Here is a 15,283-nt window from a genome sequence, read left to right as displayed (position 1 = left end):
AACACCAGATTGTTAGAAAAATTGGTACTAAATAAATTAATAATCTATAAAATAAAGGATTATAGGTATTTTGCATATTGACTGATGAATAAGCATATAGAAAAACAAGACTGCTGCAATTTCAATTTTGTAGACTCCTGCCATTGGTTTGTCCTTTTTGTCCTCATTTCTTTGATGAGTTTAACCTATCTGTAGCCTATTTTTCAATAATTGGTATTACCTCTGCTGACTCTCAAGGCCGCTTTTTAAGCAGTACAGAACTTCAAGTTGCTTTCGGACGTTTTCGTCAAGCGAACGCTACCTTAGAAGCCGTTAAATCACTAACAGGCAAAGCACAAAGCTTATCCGAAGGTGCCGCTAATGCTGTCTATCAAAAATTTCCTTATACCACACAGTTACAGGGGCCGAACTACGCTGCTGACCAACGTGGGAAAGACAAATGTGTACGTGACATTGGCTATTATCTCCGCATTATTACTTATGCGCTGGTCGTCGGTGGTACAGGGCCAATTGATGATTATCTTGTTGCAGGTCTAGATGAAATTAATAGTGCGTTTGAACTATCGCCAAGCTGGTATATTGAAGCCTTGAAATACATCAAAGCGAATCATGGGTTATCGGGCGATGCTGCGGTTGAGTTAAACTCCTACATCGATTATGTAGTCAATGCGCTCAGTTAACTAATCTCTCTTACTTGATTGAATTGATTATAAGGTTGCCATAAGCTTTTGTGTAGTGAGCCAGAAATGGCCAAGAGCAGGTCAAAATTATGATCGCTATTTCACTTACTACACAATCGTTTTTTAGTTCAGAAGCTTTGACTTAAGGAAGAAATAGAATGATTAATCAGCAGAAAAATTTAGAACTATCGCTCTCTGAACGTGCAGGATGGCTGAATGATGGAATAGCTGGATCTAGCGTCTGTGAATCACTGAAACAACTCTCAGAGTTTAAATGGTTAGGTTACGGTGTTCCCGAAAGACTAGGGGGTGTGGGGGGTAAACTGATCGATGCAGTCGAAGCTATAGCTACAGTCTCAGAACAATGTCTGACCAGTGGTTATATTTTTTGGTGCCAACGTGCCATGATTGAATGTTTAGTAGTCAGTTCTAACCGTTGGTTACAGGAACGCACTTTACCCGAACTGCTACAAGCTGACTGCTCTGGGGCTACAGGATTAATTTTAGGTACCGAGCCACTTTCAATTAAATCATCATTGACAAAAGAAACGATCACTTTAGAAGGTTTTCTACCTTGGGTATCGAACTTACAACCCAAAAATTTTATTGTCGTTTGTGCGGCTCAGACTGTTACAGGAGAGTCAATCATTATGGCTGTTCCCTCATCGGTTAGGGGTTTACACCGAGGAGAAGATTTGCAACTTTTGGGACTACAGGCCTCATGGACAAGTACACTCGATCTAAATCAAGTCCAATTATCCCGTCAATGGTTAGTCAGTGAAACGGGTTACTCTTTTGTATCGCAAATTCGTCCAACATTGCTGTTTCTACAGTGTGGGTTGTCATTAGGGATGGTTAGGCGATCACTACAAGAAACTCTACAAAGTATCAATGGTATTAATGAAGAAGTACTGATTAATCGTCTACAGTATGGACATCTTACCTTACTGAATCTCGAAGCCCAAGTGCGGAAATTAGGAATTTTAGAAGCTTTTGATGATTTACACTTCAATCAGATCTGTGAACTCTACATTGCTTTGACTCGATTAGCTTTAGATTCTGTCTGGTTAGAATTAGAGGCGAAGGGTCAGACGGCTTACTTTAAACCCAGTGGTACGGCTCGACGTTTACGGGAAGTCGCATTTTTACCAATTCTATCACCCAGTTTACTGCAATTAGAACAAGAATTAAAACAGTCTGCAAAGCTCCAAATGCAGATGCTTCAAGACCATCTATGACTATAAAACGTTCATTGGGGGCAAGCGATCGCCAATTCGCCAGATTTATACTCCAAATCTTAGAACAACAAGAATTGTTAGTCCGTCAGGAAAAAGATAGCGGTTTGCGCTTCGTTCCCATTAAACTTTTTCAACCTAAGCTACCTCCGTTCACAGTCTTTATCTGGCTAATTTTCCTTTAATTCGAGAAACCAAGATATTAAGTTCGGGTAATCTTAGAGGAAGTGCGAGAAGGATAAAAACACCAATACAGACGATACTCGCTAGGCTTAATTCCAATAGTTGTAATATTAAATTACTATGACCGATACTTTTTTCCCAAAACCAATTGAACCACCAACTGACTGAACCAGAAATAATTCCAATTCCAGCTAAGGCTAATAAAATAACGCCCCATTCGACTAAAGGTAAACCGCGTAACCGACGATGTAATATCCACACAAACGCAAGCATCGAAGTAATATTAACGATAATTGTCGCAAAAACTAAGCCAGGTGTACCAAAAGGTTTATAAAATAGAAAATCTAAGACCCCATTGAGAAAAATATTGATAATACTCACTTTAAACGGCGTTTCTCCATCGCCTAACGCATAAAAAACCCTCACTAAGACATCTCTGGCTAAATAGAAAAACATCCCAAACCCATAAGCCATCATCACTGGAACGACTTCTTTTGATGCGGCTAAATTAAAGGCTCCTCGTTGATAAACGACTTGTACAATAGGAAAGGCTAAGGCGATAAAAATAGCCGTTAGAGGAATCATCGTCAAAGCAGTTAATAATAATCCCTGACGAATTCTAACTTTTAATTCTACCCAGTTTTCGGGGGCGGCTAAACGAGAAAATACAGGAAATAGCGGCACTAAAATCATGTTAGAAATAATGCCAAGAGGCGTTAAAACCACAAAATTGGCATAACGCATCGATGCGGCTGCATTAGGAATAAAAGACGCGAAAAACAAAGCTGTATAGGTATTAATTTGCAACATTCCAGATGAGAGAGTCGCAGGAATCATCACTTTCATTACATCCGAAACCCCTGGAATACGCCAATCAAACCTTAAACGGAGTTTTCCCATTCCAGCATTTGCTTGCGCCCCTAATTGAGCTAACCATTGTAAAATAGCCCCCATCAGGGTTGTTACTGCTAAAATCATGCCACCAAACTGTAAGTATTGCGGTGCGTTGACTTGTTCTCCAAGTTGCCATGCGATCGCCCCAACCCCGATAATTACGGTAATACTCGAAAACAGTGGACTAATACCTGGTAACCAATATTGATCAGATGCGTTCAGTGTACCAAACCCGATCCCAATTAATCCCGATAAGAGGGCTAAAGGTGCCATAATTTGTAGTTGTTGAACGGCGATATCCCTAGAAATTTTATCTAGTCCAGGGGCGAGTAAATCAATACATTGAGGTGCAAAAATTACTAAGAGAACGGTGACGACTAATAAAATAATACTGACGAGTGTGGTCACAGTTTCAACCAAGGGCGCGGCTTCAGATTTATCGCGTTTGGCGAGTACACTGATTAAAGCACTATGAAATGGCCCGTTAATTCCGCCAAGGAGAATAAAAAGAAAACCGGGTATGACATAAGCATAGGCATAAGCGTTAACTACAGGGCCAATACCAAAGGCAGCCGCGACCACCTGTTCACGAACTAAACCAAATACTTTACTGATGAGAGTTGCAAGGGCAACGATACCAGCAATACCGACAAGAGAGCGAGATTTTTTAGGACTGTTAGACACACTAATAATGATAAAAGGGTTTGCGACCAGACCCCAATAAGATAGTCAATTTTGATGATAGAAGGGTTTGGATACCAGACCCCAATCATAAGGAGGTTTAATTGTAGGGGTTTGGTTCCCAAATCCAAATTTAATTTAAAAAAATATTGACATTTTTAAAAATATATGCTAAGTTTCATCGTTTGATAGATTGCCGTGATAAGCAGCACCTAAGTATAATTCTCCGACCTTGGGATCGTTTAATAAATCTTGTCCTGTCCCTTCAAAGCGATCGTGTCCACTCTCTAGTACATAGCCTCGATCTGCCATCATCAGGGCTTTTTTGGCGTTTTGTTCAACTAAAATAATCGCAATCCCAGTTTGATTGATTGCCTTAATTTGTTCAAAAACGCTACTGACGAGGATCGGAGATAAAGCGGCCGAGGGTTCATCGAGAATCAGTAACTCAGGATCGAGCATGAGAACACGTCCCATTGCTAACATTTGGCGTTCCCCACCCGATAAAGTTCCCGCTTTTTGATGACGACGCTCTTTCAGACGGGGAAACATCGTAAAAATTTTATCTTTGAGCGTAGCAAGTGAACCTTTACGGATAAATGCACCCATCTCTAGATTTTCTTCGATAGTAAGGGTTCCAAAGACATTAGTAATTTGTGGAACATAACCCATTCCTAAAGTAACAATCTGATTTGACTTTAAACCGTTAATTTCTCGCCCTTTAAACCGAATTTTACCTTGATTTGGATTTAATAAGCCAAAAATCGTCTTAGCGAGGGTTGATTTTCCTGCACCATTGGGGCCAATTACCGCAACTAATTCCCCTGGTGCAATGCGAAAATTGATCCCTTGCAGAATGTTTAAATCCTGCACATAACCAGCATAAACGTCTTCTACTACGAGTAAATCAGTCATTCGTTAGGGCGTTTTTTGTAAATCTGGACGTTCTTCTTGGACAATTGCTCCTTCTACGGGACAAACTTGGAAACAAATCCCGCAATCAATACAAGTCGCAAAATCAATCCAGTACCAGTCAGTTCCTTTCCCGTTTTTACCAGGGCCTGGATGAATACAAGCAACTGGACAAGCATCAACGCAGTCTGCAACCCCTTCACAGGTTTCGGTAACAATAGTATGTGGCAAGTGTTTCCTCTCTTTTTAATCGGCTCATGGTTTCGATCTTAGATTATTTTAGGCTAAGATGAGAATTCCTAATCGTGGATCATTATTCAAGTTTTCAATTGCTTCTAAATTATTGCGTAGTAATGTTTCAGTAGCATTAGTTGTACAATTTCCCAGACGAATCCAGATGATTTTTGGGGGAAAACCTCTAATCAGAGAGATTTCATTAAAATCAGAATCCTTAGTAACAATAATATACCCATGATTCGTGGCATACTGCCATACTTGAAGATCATCAGCCGATCCTAATCCAAGATTATCTACATGATTACTATTGAGAAAACTATTGGCTAAACGGAAAACTAAACGAGGTGATCAATTTTGATCGAATAATAGCTTCATGTCTCAACAATCAATATTTGCTGTTCTCGTTGAGCAGCGTAACTAAGACAAGCTAATATATCTTCTTGAGTTAAATAAGGAAAATCTTCTAATATTTCCTGATAGGTCATTCCAGAAGCGAGGTAAGACAATACATCATAAACTGTAATTCGCATTCCTCTAATACAAGGTTTTCCCCCTCGTTTTCCTGATTCAAGTGTGAAAATAGACATATTTTTGGCAGACTACAAAATATATTCTTTCACGATAACACTTGTTTCGCTGTAACTAAGTGATCCTTAGCCCAATGAATAAATTTCCTTGACCTTTTCTTGATATTCCTTGTCTGTGAGTACTGCAGTACTTAAATCTAAAGAAATAGGTTCTAATAAATCAATCCAAGACTGACACCCCCCATATGTAGCATCATAGAAAATGGATAAGGGTTCGGGTAATAAATAAACTCGCAATAACAGTAAATGTAAAGGTTGTTTCGGTTTCCAGTTTAAACGATCGCTCACTAATTTCTCATTCCAGATATGATAGGGAAGAAGACGAGTAACGGTTTCTTCTTCAGTTACGGTTAATATATCGGTAATTTGCGCCCAACTACTAATTTTAATGGTTTCAGGATGCCAACCTGGATTAACAGGAGTCACGTTTGCTGCATATTGGGGTTTAAGTAATTCTGGTTTTTGATGTTCGTAGGTGGGATACAGTAATACTTGTTCGTATTTAACACTAAATTTGCCTTTTTCTTCTTTAATTCCACCTTTACGCAGTAAGAGTATTGTTTTACCCTTTTCTAATGCTGTAATTGCGGTATCCCATTCTTTGAGTGCGTGGGTTAGAGTCGTAATCGTGGTTTGCATAGATTGAATTCCAAAGCTTATGATCAAAGGATAGCTCTTTTAATCTTGTCTAAACCACCATGACCCTAGATCCGCAACAACTGATAGACTTAGCGATAAAATCAGGTGCGTCTCATGCTGAAGTATATCAGTCTCGTTCTTTGTCTCGTCCTGTTTTTTTTGAAGCAAACCGTCTCAAGCAGCTAGAAAGTGCTGAAGCGGAGGGAACTGCATTAAGATTATGGAAAGATAATTGCCCAGGGTTAGCGGTTGCTTATGGTGATGTGGAACCTCAAATATTAGTCGAAAAAGCGATCGCACTTTCAGATCTTAACCCAAGAGAAACCATAGATTTAGCAGATGCTCGTACTGATATTCGTCCCAATGTGGGTGAGTCTATCGCTACGGAAACATTAGTGGAATTAGGAAAGGATGCAATTACACAAATTCGAGATGCGTATCCTGATGTTATCTGTAATGCTCAATTCGATAGTGAAGTAGAAACAACACTTTTAGTTAATTCTCAAGGATTACATTGTGAGTATACGGATACCTCAGTGAGCTACTATTTGGGTGTGGAATGGGTGAGAGGTGAAGATTTTTTAGGGGTATATGATGGAGAATATACTAGAGGAGAAATTAATCCCCATGCAACGATTCAACAGTTATTACAGCGTTTACAATGGGCTAAATTTAATGTAACTTCTCCGACGGGGAAAGTTCCTGTTTTGTTTACAACGAATGCAGCAACAACGTTATGGGGTACGGTTGCATCGGCACTTAATGGAAAATTAGTTCTAGAAAAGTCTTCCCCTTGGAGTGATAAGCTAGGTGAGGTGGTTTTATCGGATTTGATTACACTGTCGCAACAACCCTTATTATCGCCTTATGATTATCCTTTTGATGATGAGGGTACACTGACACAGTTTTTATCTTTAATCGAAAAAGGACGTATTAGACAATTTTACTGCGATCGGACAACGGCTAGATCTTTAAATACCGAAACGACAGGGAATGGTTTTCGTCCTGGTTTAGGAAGATATCCAACTCCAGATTTAGTTAATCTGATTATTGAACCAGGTTCGGGAACTTTAGAAGATTTGATCGAGCAAATCGATCATGGCATTATTATTGATCAGATTTTAGGTGGTGAGCCTGATATTTCTGGAGATTTTTCGATCAATATAGATTTAGGGTATCGTGTCGAAAAGGGAAAGATTACGGGACGAGTTAAAGATACGATGGTTGCAGGGAATGTTTATACGGCACTTAAACAAATCATCGCATTGGGAAGCGATCGTACTTGGAATGGTTCGTGTTACACTCCGTCTATCATCGTAGATGGTTTATCTGTAGTTGGTTAATTATTTGGCTTTCCATGTGCCACCATAACGATAATGAGGGTTATCTTTCGCCAAAACCTCCCAACACGAAGGGCAAACTAACCACCATTTTCCACTATCATCATGTTGAATACGGTAACGAATTGTAACAAATACTTGATAATTTTCACAAGCTTTTGGCTTACTCATTAACGTCCCAAAGATTGTTTCAGAAGATCAAGTAAACTGGAGCCACCCCAAATAACAGCGATAATAATAGAAGTTGAAAGGATACCAGCTAAAACGCACATTATTAAGCCAATTAAGCTAATAAATCCGTCATCTTCCTGTAAACCAAAGGCTGTTACAAAAATTCCCATCGCGGGAAAAGTATTCGTACCTGGAATGGGGATAATCATGGAAATACCCATTAAGGTGATAGCGATCCCAATAATGACACGACCTGTGACACTGGTACAAATATAACTCATGCGAGGACGTGCGATCGCTTCAATTCGTTTTAACCAAGGAATTCCCATTCTGACGAACTTTTGCACCAATTCTAATTTCATAGACCCTTTTCTCATTTTCTCTGGAAACCAAGGCGTTTTTGCACCAGTTATCATTTGCAATCCCAGAATGGCTATTAAAATACCGAAAGGAGTCGAGTAACCTGGTGCGGGAAGGGGTAAAGCAGAGGGAAGTGCAAGAATCACAAATAAAAAGCCAAAAATTCTTTCACCTGCTAAAGTTAGAATATCTTCTAATTGAATTGCTGAGTTTCGTTGTTCTTCAAAAAAATATGTTTCGAGTTCGGTAGATAGTTTAGACATTTTAATTTAAAAGACATTTAATCTAACAAATTTTGAAACACTATAGCATATTTTATTAAAAATTACTTAATTGACTTCAGAAGCCTACTTTATCATACAAGTCAGTTAGCGAAATTTGGAAATCAACTGTATGTAACAATAAAATTTCATCCTCATTTATATACTCTTTAAAAACCCATTCATTAACATTAGTTTGATAATATTGCTCAACTAACATCATAGATTGCTCTATTAGCAGATATTCTTTAAAAGTGGGAATAGTTCGATAAGCCTTAAATTTTTCATCTTTATCAAAGCTACGAGTCGATTTAGATAAAACTTCAGCAACAAGCAAAGGATTAGTAATAGTATCTTTTCTTCCTTGAGCTAATTCTACCTCACCTGCAACCACCATTACATCAGGATAAGTATAAATACGTTTTTCAGATATCCAAACCCGCACATCAGTTACAAAAACTTCATAGGGCTTTCGTTTTAAAGCAGAATGCAATTCTGAAAATAAATTACCAGTAATTTTATTATGATTGGGGGTTCCACCTGGCATAAGAATAATTTGTCCATCGATATAGTGATGACGTTCATCTGAAGCAACTTCTAATTCTAGATATTCTTCGGGAGTATAATTTGTTTTTTTTAAAAGCTTTTCGGATGCTTGCATATATTTTTGCCTTAAATAGAAAGGTGAGCCTTAGCCCACCCTAATTTAATTCTATCGATTGATCGATAATATGTACCTAATGTTCCAGTCAAATCCAGCCTATCTTACGCTTGGAGTCTTGAGGCAAAGATTACTAGCAACACGACTAAACCTAGAAAGCGTCGGAAGTAGTTTACCCCCTGAAACAGTTCTAGCCATGCCCAAGTGAATAAGCTACCCAGAGCCAACGTGTCTAAAATTAGATAAAGATTGCCTTCGGGAACTATGAATTTTAGTAAAGTTGCTCCCAGCCAAAGCAAAATAGGCAAATTGGGCTTCTGAGCAATTACAATATTACCCTCGTCATCTCGAAAAGTTTTATCAAACAGAGTATTGTCCATTGTTAAATCATCCACAAGAATCAATAATTAAGCATCCTTTTGTCAAATCATGAGCTTAAATCTGTTAGTATTCTAATGAGGTTTTATGATTTAAGACCTGTTTCTTAAGAGAGATTCACTATGTATGTATTCAATCTGTAGGTAGGAACTTAGAGTATTTATTTAACAGCATAATCAGAAATTTTATGCTTATATAAATCAATTTATATCTGATTTAAAATGCTCTAAAGAAGAATTAAATGTTAGATTAGTCAATTAAATTTTTATATAAAAATAAAACATAATTGCAAAAAAAATTCTGAGGTCAAAACTTGAAAACTTACTCTGTGCCTCTTATTCTGTGCTTTTCTTTGCTTAGTCCTCTATCACCTACTCATTTTTTACAGATTTCTCCAGCTAGGGGTCAACAAGTATTAAACACTCAAAAACAAGAATGGATTAAAGTAGAGCTTTACTTTGGTTTATCATCAACAACAAGGGAAATTAATGAGCAAGAATGGCAACAGTTTTTTAATCAAGAAATTACGCCACGTTTTCCAGAGGGACTAACGGTAGTAGATAGTTATGGTCAGTATTTGCATTCTTCGGGTTTACTCTTAAAAGAAAGAACAAAAATTGTCATCATACTTTTAAAACAACCGTTGAACGAGCAAAAAATACAAGAAATCATCAAATTATTTAAAGAGACTTTTCAACAGGAATCCGTTTTAAAAGTTACTACTCCAGTACAAGCTGAGTTTTAAATGCAGGTACGTTTCGACTCCATTTCAAATCAATAAAAAAGGTGAGCATTAGCCCACCCTAATTTAATTCTATCGATTAATTGATATTATGTGCCAGTTGTCCAAGAATTGATGTAGTTAATTTGTTCATCGGTGAGGCTATCAATGGAAATACCCATTGCTTTTAATTTTAGAGCCGCGATATCTTGGTCAAGTTCTTCGGGGATAGAATAAATACCAGGAGCAAGTTGACCTTTGTTTTTGACTAAATATTCACATCCTAATGCTTGGTTAGCAAAACTCATATCCATAACCGCGCTAGGATGTCCTTCAGCAGCAGCAAGGTTCACCAGACGACCTTCACCTAAAACAACAACCGATTTACCATTCTTTAGTTTATATTGTTGAGTAAAGTTGCGAACATCTTTGACTTCAGTTGCTTTTGCACCCAATGATTTAAGGTCAATTTCAATATCAAAGTGACCTGAATTACACACCATTGCGCCATCTTTCATCATCTCAAAATGTTCAGCGCGGATAACGTGCATACTACCAGTGACAGTAACAAAAACATCGCCTTGGGATGCAGCTTCAGACATTGGCATGACGCGGAAACCATCCATCGCCGCTTCGATCGCTCTTACGGGGTTAATTTCGGTTACAATTACGTTAGAACCGAGTCCACGAGAGCGCATCGCCACACCTTTACCACACCAACCGTAACCCGCAACAACAACGGTTTTACCTGCTAATAGAACGTTGGTCGCACGAATGATACCATCTAAAGTAGATTGACCTGTACCATAGCGGTTATCGAAGAAATGTTTAGTTTCAGCATCGTTAACGTTGATAGCAGGGAAACTGAGAACGCCATCTTTAAGCATTGCCTGTAAACGAACAATTCCTGTCGTAGTTTCCTCAGTGGTACCAATAATGTCGCTCAGTTGATGTTTACGTTCTTTAACTAGAGTTGCAACAACATCACAGCCATCATCAATAATAATATTCGGTTTGTGGTCAAGTGCAGTTTGAACGTGACGATGATAGGTGTCGTTGTCTTCACCTTTAATTGCAAAAACAGGAATTCCGTAGTTAGCCACTAAACAAGCTGCAACATCATCTTGAGTCGATAGGGGGTTGCTGGCGATAAGAACTGCATCTGCACCACCTGCTTTTAAAGCAATAGCTAAGTTAGCGGTTTCTGTAGTGACGTGACAGCAAGCAACAAGACGAAGACCTGCAAAAGGTTTTTCTTGAGCAAACCGTTCGGTAATTTGGCGAAGGACGGGCATTTCTCTGGCTGCCCAGTCAATTCTTTGTTGACCAACAGACGCTAAGGAAATATCTTTGATGTCGTATTTTTGTTTAATAGGCGTAACTGTCATAAAAACGTATCCTTGTTTAAGGGTCAATATAGAGTTAACTTAACTTAACATCTTCTTTGAGATTTTAGAAGTAGTTATCTTGTTTATTTGAGCCTTTACTCAGGATAGAGAGTCTAAAGATTAACTTTTGTTATCTTAATGTGAAGATAGTAAGCCAAAAAAACCATGCCATCTTTTAGCAGACTCGCTATTCGGAATCATATCGGAACTTTGATGCTAACCTTGGCGTTGGTTGTTCTAGGGGTTTTCTTTATTTTTCGTCTTCAAGTAGATCTTCTACCGTCTATTACTTATCCCCGTATTGGTTTAAGAGTCGATGCACCTGGTGTTTCTCCAGAAGTCGCCATCGAAGAAATTACGAAACCTCTGGAAGAAGCAATGAGTGCTACTGAAGGAGTGGTACAAATATATTCAGAAACTCGTGAAGGTCAGATTAGTCTTAATCTTTTCTTTGAGGTCGGAGAAAATGTAGATCAAGCTCTTAATGAAGCGACTGCTAGTTTGAGTAGAGCGCGATCGACGTTACCCGATATTATAGAAGAACCACGTTTATTCAAAGTCGATCCTTCTCAGCTACCTGTTTATGAATTTGCTTTAAGGTCATCTGTACTAGACCCTCTAGCCTTACGAATTTTTGCTGAGGAAGAGTTAAACCGCGAATTAAGTGTTGTTTCAGGTATTGCCGCAGTAGATGTTTCAGGTGGGGTAAATGAGGAGGTTCAAGTTAATCTTGATTTACAACGTCTGCAAGCGGTGGGGATTGGTTTAAATCAGGTTTTAACCGCATTAGAAGATAGAAATGTAGATACTGCGGGTGGACGTTTAAGCGGGGATGCCGAAGAACCTTTAACACGAACGAAAGGAAAATTTCAAAGTGTCTCAGAAATCGAGAATTTAGCTTTAAATATTAACTCGGAGCGCATCTATTTAAAAGATGTTGCTAATATTACTGATAGCTCGGAAGAACAAAGAATTTTTGTTACTCTTAATGGTGAACCTGCGGTTAAAGTTAGTATTCGTAAACAACCCGACGCGAATACGATTACGGTTGTCGATGGTGTCAAACAACGTCTTGCTGAGTTACGCTCTAGAGGGTTGATACCTGAAAATGTTGAATTTGTTGCCACAACAGATGAATCTGTTTTTATCCGTAATGCTATCAGTAATGTCGTTTCTACAGGTTACACTGGTGCTGTTTTAACGGGTTTAACTGTTTTCTTCTTTTTGGGGTCTGTCCGACAAACATTAATTATTTTAATAGCGATTCCCCTGGCTTCTTTAGCAGCAATTATTTTGATGAAGCTTTTTGGTTTATCCTTAAATGTCTTTAGCTTAGGTGGATTGGCTTTTGGTGTGGGAATCGTCGTCGATAACTCAACGGTAATGCTAGAAAATATTGCCGTTCATTTAGAAAACCGAGAAAACGAAAATGTCATAAAAGTCACTGAAGAAAGTAGTCAAGAAGTTGAATCAGCTTTAGCCGCCTCTACAGCAACTAATTTAGTTTCTGTTGCTCCATTTTTACTATTAGGTGGCTTTTTCGCACTTTTATTTAATGAAATTATTTTAACAATTAGCTTCGCTGTTGCCGCCTCTCTTCTATGTGCTTTAACTGTTGTTCCAATGCTGACTTCTCGATTATTTGCCATAAAAACATCGAGTGGAGTTTCTAAACTTGGGCTAATGAAGCAATTTAAACAAAAGTTAGAAGGTTTAGAGCAAAGTTATACAAATTTTTTAGCTACTGTTTTAAAATATCGTTGGCTGACTCTCGTTTTGACTTTCCTTTTATTGGGAGGTAGTAGTCTTTGGATGGCTCCACAAATTGCTCAAGAAATTATTCCAAGAATTAATACGGGTCAAGCTAATCTTAATGTTCAGTTTTCGCCTGGAATAACTTTAAATGATAATCAAAAAGTAATGCAAGCAATTGATCAAGTTTTTTTAAAGCAACCTGAAACACAATATGCTTTTACGACCAGTGGAGGTTCATTATTTGGTAGCAACACCAGCGAAAACTTATTAAGGGGAAACAGTACCATTACTCTCCAAGAAGGGACAAATATAGAACAATATATCGAAAAAGTCAATGCTGAATTAAATAAACTTAATTTAGTAGATACACGGGTTAGATTATCTCCAGGTCAAGTTCGAGGAATTATCGTTAATAATTCTCCCGTCAATGGTTCTGAAATTGATTTAATGTTACAAAGTCAAGATCAAGAATTATTAGATCAATTTGGACAAAATTTATTAAAAACTTTGGATGAGGAAGTTACACTAGCTCGTTTTCGCCCGAACGCTGACCCTGAACAAAGCGAAATTCAAATCCAGCCTGATTGGACACGTTTAGAAACATTAGGATTATCAGCAAGAGACATCGGTGAAACGATTCAAACTGCTATAGAGGGCATCGTTCCGACAGAATTACAACGTGGCGATCGCTTAGTAGATATTCGAGTTCAACTGCAAGAACAATACAGAAAAAATATTAATCAACTTGCCGAAATTCCCCTTTTTACAACTAATAATTCTCCTCTACGGCTACAAGATATTGCAACACTTAAAATCGGGAAAAGCCCTGGCTCAATTCAGCGTATTAATCAGCGTCAAGTCTTTATTATCGCTGGTAACTTAGCAGAAGGTGCTAAATTGAGTGAAGCTTCTAATCAAGTTGAACAAGTTCTCTCAAAAATCGATTTGCCTGAAGGTGTAACCCTTCTCCCTAGTTCGACAACTGAATCAACTCGCCAGTTACAATCTTCATTTCAACTACTTGGAGGATTAGCTATTTTTCTTGTGTTTGTCGTTATGGCAGTTCAATACAATTCACTCCTCGATCCTCTCATCATTATCCTAACAGTTCCTCTAGCCCTGGCTGGTGGGATTTGGGGTTTATATTTTACTCAAACACCCTTAAGTGCAATGGTCGTTGTTGGTGCAGTTTTATTAGTGGGAAATGTCGTGAATAGTGCGATTATTATGGTAGAACTTGCCAATCAACTTAAAGAAAAATACGATTTAAGCCGTCGCACAGCTATCCTAAAAGCTGCATCTCAAAGATTACGACCGATCTTAATTACAACAATTACCACTGTACTCGGTTTTTTCCCATTTGCTTTAGGAGTTGGTACTGGCGCAGAATTTTTACAACCGTTAGGAATTGTTGTTTTTTCAGGTTTATCTCTAGCTACTCTGCTAACTCTTTTTATTATTCCCTGTTTTTATATTTTGTTTTCTAGAAAATAGTTTGAGCAAAAGTGCTGTATAGTAAATATCCAAAACAGTTTTGATTGACCCGATAAAAACCTTTACTACTATTGTCTATAAAAATGCGGATACTAAAAAAAAATGATAAATTCAAGTGTCAAATTGTTGATCTAGAAACAACTCTTGAACAACTAGGCGCGACAGATCTACCTTTAGAAATCATTCAAGAAACAGGAGAAGATTTAGGAATGATACTAGGTCAGGTTTTAGAAGCTAGAATAAACGTCAAGACACTTAAAAACCGATTAGAGTATTAATAATGAGCGAAAAAAGAACAATTCCTAATATAGACCAACTCGCTAAATTGACAAATAGTCTTGAATTAGCGAAGGAAACTGAACAGCAAGCCAAAAAACTTTGTGAGTTAGCCGAAAAATTTGCCCTCAAATATAAAAACTGTCTAACAGAAATAGAAAAGAATTAAACTTTTCATCAAACCCAAAAACAAAAAGCACCCCGTATTTCAGGAGTGCTTCTTGATGGAATCTTAAATATCAAACGCTTAGAAGAAAGGTTAAATCAATTTGTCACTCAAGCTGAAGCAGACCGAGAATTTTTCCGTACTGAAGTAGCGGGGATTCGGACTGAGGTTGTGAGAATCTTAGAACATCTTTTTGGGCAACAGAACGAAAACTAATCACATCGATACGGGTGGGCCACACGTCACCCTTTTCTCAACAGTTCAA

19 protein-coding genes and 1 pseudogene are annotated in these 15,283 nt (G+C 38.1%); 9 read left to right on the top strand and 11 right to left on the bottom strand.

Translation table 11 applies throughout. The features are described from left to right. Positions 1 to 206 precede the first annotated feature (206 nt). The 3 genes from cpcA (at position 207) to CFPU101_RS23465 (ending at position 2,100) form a co-directional block, all read left to right on the top strand. Positions 207 to 680 carry a phycocyanin subunit alpha gene (gene cpcA, locus CFPU101_RS23475; RefSeq protein WP_206818063.1) on the top strand — a complete coding sequence of 158 codons (474 nt, stop codon included), beginning with the start codon at positions 207 to 209 and terminating at the stop codon, positions 678 to 680. Between the two features lie 158 nt (positions 681 to 838). Next, complete coding sequence (locus tag CFPU101_RS23470; RefSeq protein WP_206818061.1) at positions 839 to 1,918, top strand: acyl-CoA dehydrogenase family protein; 1,080 nt, start codon at positions 839 to 841, stop codon at positions 1,916 to 1,918. Beyond that, positions 1,915 to 2,100, top strand: a complete 186-nt coding sequence (locus tag CFPU101_RS23465) for a hypothetical protein (protein ID WP_206818059.1) — start codon at positions 1,915 to 1,917, stop codon at positions 2,098 to 2,100. Before CFPU101_RS23470 ends, CFPU101_RS23465 begins: the two co-directional genes overlap by 4 nt. Here CFPU101_RS23465 and murJ read toward each other — a convergent pair. From murJ to CFPU101_RS23435, 6 genes and pseudogenes are all read right to left on the bottom strand, one after another. Beyond that, the gene (murJ, locus tag CFPU101_RS23460) at positions 2,078 to 3,676 is read right to left on the bottom strand and encodes a murein biosynthesis integral membrane protein MurJ (protein ID WP_206818057.1); all 1,599 of its coding nucleotides are present in this window, start codon (positions 3,674 to 3,676) and stop codon (positions 2,078 to 2,080) included. The two genes, CFPU101_RS23465 and murJ, sit on opposite strands and share 23 nt — an antisense overlap. Positions 3,677 to 3,844: 168 nt before the next feature. Then, a complete protein-coding gene (locus tag CFPU101_RS23455; protein ID WP_206818055.1) occupies positions 3,845 to 4,588 on the bottom strand; it encodes an ABC transporter ATP-binding protein in 744 nt (247 codons plus the stop codon). A 3-nt stretch (positions 4,589 to 4,591) separates the two neighbouring features. Beyond that, positions 4,592 to 4,816, bottom strand: a complete 225-nt coding sequence (locus CFPU101_RS23450; RefSeq protein WP_206818053.1) for a ferredoxin family protein — start codon at positions 4,814 to 4,816, stop codon at positions 4,592 to 4,594. A 48-nt stretch (positions 4,817 to 4,864) separates the two neighbouring features. Then, positions 4,865 to 5,158: pseudogene (locus CFPU101_RS23445) on the bottom strand (DUF5615 family PIN-like protein); the annotation flags it as partial. A 35-nt stretch (positions 5,159 to 5,193) separates the two neighbouring features. After that, entirely contained in the window at positions 5,194 to 5,409 is a 216-nt protein-coding gene (locus CFPU101_RS23440; protein WP_206818051.1) for a DUF433 domain-containing protein, read from the bottom strand. A 66-nt stretch (positions 5,410 to 5,475) separates the two neighbouring features. After that, positions 5,476 to 6,048: a DUF1802 family protein gene (locus CFPU101_RS23435; protein WP_206818049.1), complete on the bottom strand. Its 573-nt coding sequence runs from the start codon at positions 6,046 to 6,048 to the stop codon at positions 5,476 to 5,478. Between the two features lie 59 nt (positions 6,049 to 6,107). On the opposite strand from CFPU101_RS23435, the gene CFPU101_RS23430 reads away from it, so the two are divergent. Next, positions 6,108 to 7,391, top strand: coding sequence for a TldD/PmbA family protein (locus tag CFPU101_RS23430; RefSeq protein WP_206818048.1), 1,284 nt, complete (start codon positions 6,108 to 6,110; stop codon positions 7,389 to 7,391). Here CFPU101_RS23430 and CFPU101_RS23425 read toward each other — a convergent pair whose 3' ends face one another. The 4 genes from CFPU101_RS23425 to CFPU101_RS23410 all read right to left on the bottom strand — a co-directional run bounded on the left by CFPU101_RS23425 (position 7,392) and on the right by CFPU101_RS23410 (position 9,220). Then, complete coding sequence (locus CFPU101_RS23425; protein WP_206818046.1) at positions 7,392 to 7,559, bottom strand: hypothetical protein; 168 nt, start codon at positions 7,557 to 7,559, stop codon at positions 7,392 to 7,394. Continuing rightward, positions 7,559 to 8,182 carry an exopolysaccharide biosynthesis protein gene (locus CFPU101_RS23420; RefSeq protein WP_206818045.1) on the bottom strand — a complete coding sequence of 208 codons (624 nt, stop codon included), beginning with the start codon at positions 8,180 to 8,182 and terminating at the stop codon, positions 7,559 to 7,561. Before CFPU101_RS23420 ends, CFPU101_RS23425 begins: the two co-directional genes overlap by 1 nt. Before the next feature lie 76 nt (positions 8,183 to 8,258). Continuing rightward, entirely contained in the window at positions 8,259 to 8,840 is a 582-nt protein-coding gene (locus CFPU101_RS23415; protein ID WP_206818044.1) for a Uma2 family endonuclease, read from the bottom strand. Between the two features lie 104 nt (positions 8,841 to 8,944). Further along, entirely contained in the window at positions 8,945 to 9,220 is a 276-nt protein-coding gene (locus CFPU101_RS23410; protein WP_206818043.1) for a hypothetical protein, read from the bottom strand. Positions 9,221 to 9,546: 326 nt separating this feature from the next. Between CFPU101_RS23410 and CFPU101_RS23405 the strand changes: the two genes are divergently transcribed. After that, positions 9,547 to 9,963 carry a DUF3574 domain-containing protein gene (locus tag CFPU101_RS23405; RefSeq protein WP_206818042.1) on the top strand — a complete coding sequence of 139 codons (417 nt, stop codon included), beginning with the start codon at positions 9,547 to 9,549 and terminating at the stop codon, positions 9,961 to 9,963. An 86-nt stretch (positions 9,964 to 10,049) separates the two neighbouring features. Here the strand turns inward: CFPU101_RS23405 and ahcY are convergent, their stop codons facing one another. Next, the gene (gene ahcY, locus CFPU101_RS23400; protein ID WP_206818041.1) at positions 10,050 to 11,327 is read right to left on the bottom strand and encodes an adenosylhomocysteinase; all 1,278 of its coding nucleotides are present in this window, start codon (positions 11,325 to 11,327) and stop codon (positions 10,050 to 10,052) included. A 165-nt stretch (positions 11,328 to 11,492) separates the two neighbouring features. On the opposite strand from ahcY, the gene CFPU101_RS23395 reads away from it, so the two are divergent. From CFPU101_RS23395 to CFPU101_RS23380, 4 genes are all read left to right on the top strand, one after another. Beyond that, positions 11,493 to 14,576 (top strand): efflux RND transporter permease subunit, encoded by a 3,084-nt coding sequence (locus tag CFPU101_RS23395; RefSeq protein ID WP_206818040.1) that lies wholly within the window; start codon positions 11,493 to 11,495, stop codon positions 14,574 to 14,576. Between the two features lie 83 nt (positions 14,577 to 14,659). Beyond that, on the top strand, positions 14,660 to 14,854 hold the full coding sequence (locus tag CFPU101_RS23390; protein ID WP_206818039.1) for a hypothetical protein: 195 nt from the start codon (positions 14,660 to 14,662) through the stop codon (positions 14,852 to 14,854). A 2-nt stretch (positions 14,855 to 14,856) separates the two neighbouring features. Continuing rightward, a complete protein-coding gene (locus CFPU101_RS23385) occupies positions 14,857 to 15,021 on the top strand; it encodes a hypothetical protein (protein ID WP_206818037.1) in 165 nt (54 codons plus the stop codon). A 45-nt stretch (positions 15,022 to 15,066) separates the two neighbouring features. Beyond that, positions 15,067 to 15,234 (top strand): hypothetical protein, encoded by a 168-nt coding sequence (locus CFPU101_RS23380; protein ID WP_206818065.1) that lies wholly within the window; start codon positions 15,067 to 15,069, stop codon positions 15,232 to 15,234. The last annotated feature ends 49 nt before the right edge of the window (positions 15,235 to 15,283 follow it).

The organism is Chroococcus sp. FPU101 (assembly GCF_017312365.1).
In the GTDB taxonomy this organism is placed as follows: Bacteria; Cyanobacteriota; Cyanobacteriia; order Cyanobacteriales; family Microcystaceae; genus Chroococcus.
Note: the sequence above shows the minus strand (reverse complement) of the source record. Positions and strands in the feature narration are given on the sequence as shown.

Bases quoted from the DNA above. Each gene is read 5' to 3' on its own strand.
- CFPU101_RS23470 (WP_206818061.1), top strand. From the start codon at position 839: ATGATTAATCAGCAGAAAAATTTAGAACTATCGCTCTCTGAACGTGCA.
- CFPU101_RS23465 (WP_206818059.1), top strand. From the start codon at position 1,915: ATGACTATAAAACGTTCATTGGGGGCAAGCGATCGCCAATTCGCCAGA.
- CFPU101_RS23455 (WP_206818055.1), bottom strand. From the start codon at position 4,588: ATGACTGATTTACTCGTAGTAGAAGACGTTTATGCTGGTTATGTGCAG.
- CFPU101_RS23440 (WP_206818051.1), bottom strand. From the start codon at position 5,409: ATGTCTATTTTCACACTTGAATCAGGAAAACGAGGGGGAAAACCTTGT.
- CFPU101_RS23435 (WP_206818049.1), bottom strand. From the start codon at position 6,048: ATGCAAACCACGATTACGACTCTAACCCACGCACTCAAAGAATGGGAT.
- CFPU101_RS23430 (WP_206818048.1), top strand. From the start codon at position 6,108: ATGACCCTAGATCCGCAACAACTGATAGACTTAGCGATAAAATCAGGT.
- CFPU101_RS23425 (WP_206818046.1), bottom strand. From the start codon at position 7,559: ATGAGTAAGCCAAAAGCTTGTGAAAATTATCAAGTATTTGTTACAATT.
- CFPU101_RS23420 (WP_206818045.1), bottom strand. From the start codon at position 8,182: ATGTCTAAACTATCTACCGAACTCGAAACATATTTTTTTGAAGAACAA.
- CFPU101_RS23415 (WP_206818044.1), bottom strand. From the start codon at position 8,840: ATGCAAGCATCCGAAAAGCTTTTAAAAAAAACAAATTATACTCCCGAA.
- CFPU101_RS23410 (WP_206818043.1), bottom strand. From the start codon at position 9,220: ATGGACAATACTCTGTTTGATAAAACTTTTCGAGATGACGAGGGTAAT.
- ahcY (WP_206818041.1), bottom strand. From the start codon at position 11,327: ATGACAGTTACGCCTATTAAACAAAAATACGACATCAAAGATATTTCC.
- CFPU101_RS23395 (WP_206818040.1), top strand. From the start codon at position 11,493: ATGCCATCTTTTAGCAGACTCGCTATTCGGAATCATATCGGAACTTTG.
- CFPU101_RS23390 (WP_206818039.1), top strand. From the start codon at position 14,660: ATGCGGATACTAAAAAAAAATGATAAATTCAAGTGTCAAATTGTTGAT.
- CFPU101_RS23385 (WP_206818037.1), top strand. From the start codon at position 14,857: ATGAGCGAAAAAAGAACAATTCCTAATATAGACCAACTCGCTAAATTG.